Raw genomic sequence first — 4,500 nt, forward strand, 5'->3', positions numbered from 1 at the left:
GGCTGCTCCTGCGGCGTTGCGCGGCCTTCAGCGCGGTGGCTTCGGAGATCTCGATCGACGACTCGGCATACAGCCGCACGCCCAGTTCGCCCAGCAGCAGCATGACCTTGCCGATTTGCGCGGTCGGCTTGCCGGCTTCCACCTGGCTGATGAATTTCGGCGACAGCCCGGTCGCGTTCGCGAGCTCGTCCCGCGTGAATCCCTGCTGGATCCGCGCCGCGCGAATGAAGTGGGCGAGCGCGCCGATCGTGTCGACGGATTGGGACTCCGACATAACGTTCTCCGTGCTTCGTATCTGATCGGGAACAGTATTGCATACCTCATCGGATTCGGCAGCATTTCGTATTCGTATGGGAACGAACGGCGGATCTCGCAAGCTGCATCTTTATTTCGTTCCCGATCGGGAACGGGTCGCCGAGAAAGGAGTGCCGTGACGATGTTCGTATCCGATCGGATGCGGAGAGGGTGGAGACCGTGGCACCTTTGCACGCGCCCACCGGCTACGCCGACGACGGCGCCCGCTGGATGTCCGCCTCGGCAGTCAGTCCGCGGCCGTTCCGCGCGCCGAGAGACGATTCTCGATCGTTCCGCGAACAGATTCGGCCCGAACCTTTCGCCACCGCGGGCACGCTGTCCGCAGAACGCCCCTTTCTACAATTTCCTCCGACACGCTACACGCGCCGTCGCACCCGGAAAACAGGCCCGATCCTTGCGACCGCAAGCGTCGTCGGCGGCGTTCGCGCCTCGACACATGACACATGACGATTTGCACGGGAGGCGCGTATGGAACCGATGCCGGTCGTACTGCAATGGCACGACGTTCTCGCCAGAATCGTGCTGGCGCTCGTCGCGGGCGGGCTGATCGGCGTCGACCGCAGCGAATCCGGCAAGACGGCCGGCCTGCGCACGACGATCCTCGTCTGTCTCGCCGCATGCCTGTCGATGCTGCAGGTCAACGCGCTGCTGCTGCAGGCGGGCAAACCGGAGGGCGCGTTCTCGGTGCTCGACCTGATGCGGCTGCCGCTCGGCATCCTGACCGGGATGGGCTTCATCGGCGGCGGCGCGATCCTGCATCGCGACGGTCTCGTGTCGGGCGTCACCACGGCCGCGACGCTATGGTGCGTGACGGTCATCGGGCTGTGCATCGGCGGCGGCCAGTTGTCGCTCGGCGCGCTCGGGCTGGCGCTCGCGCTGCTGGTCGTCTGGCCGCTGCGGTTCGTCGAGCGGCGCTTGGCGGGTGTCAGGACCGCGCTGGTCACGGTCGAATATCCGCTGGGCTCGGCTGCGCGCGAACAACTGGCCGCGAAGCTGCGCGATGCGGGTTTCACCTGCCGGACGAAAAGCTTTTGCGAAACGGCCGCCCGGGCGGTGCGCGAGGAAGAACTGTTCGTGCAGTGGCGCGAAGCGGCCGGCGCCGACGTGATGCTGAAGCAACTGATGCGGATCGTCGAATCGGCCGGCCTGACGTCGGTCCGTTGCTCGACCGAGAACTGACCGGCCCGACAGCCGGAACGCGCGATGCTCGTGCAGCAAGCCGCCGTGGGCGGTTGATCAAGGAGCGAAACATGACATGTGTATCGGAAGTGATGACACGCGACGCCGCGACCATCGGCCCGACGCAGAGCCTGCGCGAGGCGGCCCGGTTGATGAGCGACCTGAACGTCGGTGCGCTGCCCGTATGCGACGGCACGCGCCTGATCGGCATGCTGACGGACCGGGACATCGTCGTGCGCGCGGTGTCGATGGGCGTGCCGCCGGACGAGGCGGTGGAGGGCGTCGTCAGCGGGCCCGCGAACTGGTGTTACGAGGACGACGACATTTCGGCGGTACAAAAGAAGATGGAGAACGCGCAGATCCGCCGCGTGCCGGTGGTCGACCGGCAGAAGCGGCTGGTCGGCATCGTCGCGCTGGGTGATCTGGCGACCGCCGCGGACGGCGCGATGTCGTCGACGCTCGGCGCCGTGTCGGCGCCGTCGCGCCCGGACCGGTGATCGCCATGGCAGACACGGAGAACGACATGAACGAAGACAGGGAAACGCAGATCCGCGAGCGTGCATACCGGCTGTGGCAGGCGGACGGCGCGCCGGACGGCAGGGCCGACGAATACTGGCAACGGGCCGAGCAGCAGCTCGATGCCGAGGGCAGCATCGCAGTGGACGAGCGCGCCGGGCAGACAGAAGAAGTGCCGGCCGATCAGTCCGCGAAGCGCCGCATTCCGGGCGAGCCGCTGCAGGACACCGATGCCATACCGACCGACGAGGTCGCGCACGAAAGGCGGCGCACGCGGTGAAACGCGGTGCGCGGCGAGCCGGCAAGGAGGACGAAGATGACGGCGTACGCGGGAGAAAAGGCGGAAAAGACCGGTGACTTTCGATGCGAGAAATGCCATCGGTCGACGCACGTGCAGGCGGGACACCCGATCCCGAAGTGTCCGCATTGCGGTAACGGCACGTACGGCGAGCGTACGCGCGAGCCGGGCAACAAGCAGTAGGGGCGCGGCCGGCGCACGTCGCATCGTACGGGGCGCGACGTGCGCGATCGGGCCGCAGCGCGCACTGCGGCGACGCGATCGGCTAACCGTCCTCGCCCACTTCGGTCGGGTCCGGCAAGTCGGGCAGGTCGTCGTGGCGCCCGTCGTCGGGCTCGGGCGGCGGAATATCCGGCGTGTCGGTCATCTCGTCGTCGTTTGGTGTCGCGTTTGTCGTGTGCGTCGCGCTCATGATCGTCCTCCTCGGTGTCGACAGGGCACCGGCGCGCAGCCGGCATGTCGCTTTCGAGCATTGCGCGTGCCGGATTGCGTTTCGTATCGGCGCTGCCACTCGCGTTGCGCAGGCTGCGCCGTATGACGCGCCGCTTGTAATTTCTTTAGCAGATTCATTCGCTCGCGGTGAGGCGGGGCAGCCCGATGACGGCATGTCGTTTGCTGGAAGCGTTGCGGGCCGCGGCACTGCCCATTGAGGCGCGGTGCGGCGCAACGCGATCAGCATCCGGACAGGGAGAAATTCATGACCCAGGACAGTCAACGACAGGACCCCGCGTCGCCCGACGCGGCGCGCGAGACGGCCGACACGCCGGAGCGGCGTAACCCGACCCGTGGCGGCGAATCGACTGCGCGCCCTGGCCATGCGCCCGGCGGCGGCGAGCTCGATTCGATTCCCGACGATCAGGCGCGCAAGGTGGTGCCGGACGACTCGCGCCAGACCGAGGTCCACGATCCGGCCGGCAAGCCGTGGCCGGACGAGCACGATGCGCCCGACGATTCGGGCAACCGGCCGCGGCCGCTGTAGCGCACCGGAGCGGGGCGCCGGCCGAATCGTCACGCGTCGTTCCGTTCCGCCATCCACGCACCGGAGTCCATCATGTCATCCGACGAAGTTTCCGAATCGCGCCGCAAATGGGTGCAAGGCACGACGGCCGGACTGGTCGCCAGCGTCGCCCTGCCGACGCTCGCGCAGACGGGCGGCGGCGCGCCCGACGCCGGCGATACGGCGCCGCGCGATCCGCGCACGCTTTATCCGCATGCGCCGTTTCCGCAACAGCAGCAGCCCTGGCCGGGCCTCGCGGGCCGCATGACGCCGCGCCCCGATCACGGCGAGCGCAGTTATCGCGGCAGCGGCCGGCTCGACGGCCGCAAGGCGCTGATCACCGGCGGCGACTCGGGCATCGGCCGCGCGGTGGCGATTGCCTGTGCACGAGAAGGCGCGGACGTCGCGATCGTCTATCTGCCCGACGAGGAGCCCGATGCGCGCGAAGTCGTGGACCAGATCCGCGGCGCGGGACGCAAGGCGGTGCCGCTGCCGGTCGACATTCGCAGTGAAGGCGCGTGCAACGGCCTCGTCGAACGGGCGGTCGCCGCGCTCGGCGGGCTCGACATTCTGGTGAACAACGCGGGCCGCCAGCAGAGCCACGAATCGATCCTCGACATCAGCACCGAGCAGTTCGACTGGACGCTGCGCACCAACCTTTACGCGATGTTCTGGATCACGCGGGCCGCCATTCCACACATGCCGCCCGGTTCGGCGATCGTCAACACGACGTCGGTCAATGCGTACGACCCGTCGGCGAACCTGCTGGACTACGCGATGACGAAAGCGGCGATCGCGAATTTCACGAAGGGGCTCGCGAAGCAGATGATCAAGCGCGGCATCCGCGTCAACGGCGTCGCGCCGGGGCCGTTCTGGACGCCGTTGCAGGTCAGCGGCGGGCAGACGACGCACAACGTGGAGACGTTCGGCGAACAGGTGCCGATGGGGCGGCCGGGGCAACCGGCCGAGATCGCGTCGATCTACGTCGAGCTGCTTTCGTCGCGTTCGAGCTACGTGACCGGGCAGATCTATGGCGCGTCGGGTGGGGCGGGGCAGCCTTAGTCGGCTGCGCGGTGCAGGCCGACGCGGCTGTATGCGGCCGGCGCCACCGTTCATCGACACCGCTTGGGCGATTCCGCCCCCAAATCGGCGCCGTATGCGCGAGCAGCGATCTTTATCACCGCAGCAGATAAAC

General features: G+C 67.9%; 8 protein-coding genes. 6 read left to right on the forward strand and 2 right to left on the reverse strand.

The features are described from left to right. A partial coding sequence (locus JMF90_RS25470) for a helix-turn-helix transcriptional regulator (protein WP_201325575.1) occupies nucleotides 1-274 on the reverse strand: 274 nt, incomplete at its 3' end. A gap of 509 nt (nucleotides 275-783) precedes the next feature. On the opposite strand from JMF90_RS25470, the gene JMF90_RS25475 reads away from it, so the two are divergent. The 4 genes from JMF90_RS25475 (at nucleotide 784) to JMF90_RS25490 (ending at nucleotide 2,491) form a co-directional block, all read left to right on the forward strand. Next, the gene (locus JMF90_RS25475; protein WP_201317276.1) at nucleotides 784-1,494 is read left to right on the forward strand and encodes an MgtC/SapB family protein; all 711 of its coding nucleotides are present in this window, start codon (nucleotides 784-786) and stop codon (nucleotides 1,492-1,494) included. Nucleotides 1,495-1,565: 71 nt separating this feature from the next. Continuing rightward, a complete protein-coding gene (locus JMF90_RS25480) occupies nucleotides 1,566-1,991 on the forward strand; it encodes a CBS domain-containing protein (RefSeq protein ID WP_011545459.1) in 426 nt (141 codons plus the stop codon). Nucleotides 1,992-1,996: 5 nt separating this feature from the next. After that, nucleotides 1,997-2,290 carry a DUF2934 domain-containing protein gene (locus tag JMF90_RS25485; protein ID WP_011545458.1) on the forward strand — a complete coding sequence of 98 codons (294 nt, stop codon included), beginning with the start codon at nucleotides 1,997-1,999 and terminating at the stop codon, nucleotides 2,288-2,290. Nucleotides 2,291-2,326: 36 nt separating this feature from the next. Then, entirely contained in the window at nucleotides 2,327-2,491 is a 165-nt protein-coding gene (locus JMF90_RS25490) for an alpha helical protein (RefSeq protein ID WP_041489200.1), read from the forward strand. Nucleotides 2,492-2,573: 82 nt separating this feature from the next. On the opposite strand, the gene JMF90_RS25495 is transcribed toward JMF90_RS25490, so the two are convergent. After that, nucleotides 2,574-2,720 carry a hypothetical protein gene (locus JMF90_RS25495; protein WP_023476607.1) on the reverse strand — a complete coding sequence of 49 codons (147 nt, stop codon included), beginning with the start codon at nucleotides 2,718-2,720 and terminating at the stop codon, nucleotides 2,574-2,576. Nucleotides 2,721-3,005: 285 nt separating this feature from the next. Here JMF90_RS25495 and JMF90_RS25500 point away from each other — a divergent pair, with 285 nt between their 5' ends. After that, nucleotides 3,006-3,287, forward strand: a complete 282-nt coding sequence (locus tag JMF90_RS25500; protein ID WP_011545457.1) for a hypothetical protein — start codon at nucleotides 3,006-3,008, stop codon at nucleotides 3,285-3,287. 72 nt (nucleotides 3,288-3,359) lie between these two features. Continuing rightward, nucleotides 3,360-4,367 carry an SDR family oxidoreductase gene (locus tag JMF90_RS25505; RefSeq protein ID WP_011545456.1) on the forward strand — a complete coding sequence of 336 codons (1,008 nt, stop codon included), beginning with the start codon at nucleotides 3,360-3,362 and terminating at the stop codon, nucleotides 4,365-4,367. Nucleotides 4,368-4,500: the final 133 nt, after the last annotated feature.

This window comes from Burkholderia sp. E168m23, assembly GCF_016586125.1.
Classification (GTDB): domain Bacteria; phylum Pseudomonadota; class Gammaproteobacteria; order Burkholderiales; family Burkholderiaceae; genus Burkholderia; species Burkholderia orbicola.

What these genes read in the sequence shown, in the direction of transcription:
- JMF90_RS25475 (WP_201317276.1), top strand. Translation starts at nt 784, where the DNA reads ATGGAACCGATGCCGGTCGTACTGCAATGGCACGACGTTCTCGCCAGA.
- JMF90_RS25480 (WP_011545459.1), top strand. Translation starts at nt 1,566, where the DNA reads ATGACATGTGTATCGGAAGTGATGACACGCGACGCCGCGACCATCGGC.
- JMF90_RS25485 (WP_011545458.1), top strand. Translation starts at nt 1,997, where the DNA reads ATGGCAGACACGGAGAACGACATGAACGAAGACAGGGAAACGCAGATC.
- JMF90_RS25490 (WP_041489200.1), top strand. Translation starts at nt 2,327, where the DNA reads ATGACGGCGTACGCGGGAGAAAAGGCGGAAAAGACCGGTGACTTTCGA.
- JMF90_RS25495 (WP_023476607.1), bottom strand. Translation starts at nt 2,720, where the DNA reads ATGAGCGCGACGCACACGACAAACGCGACACCAAACGACGACGAGATG.
- JMF90_RS25500 (WP_011545457.1), top strand. Translation starts at nt 3,006, where the DNA reads ATGACCCAGGACAGTCAACGACAGGACCCCGCGTCGCCCGACGCGGCG.
- JMF90_RS25505 (WP_011545456.1), top strand. Translation starts at nt 3,360, where the DNA reads ATGTCATCCGACGAAGTTTCCGAATCGCGCCGCAAATGGGTGCAAGGC.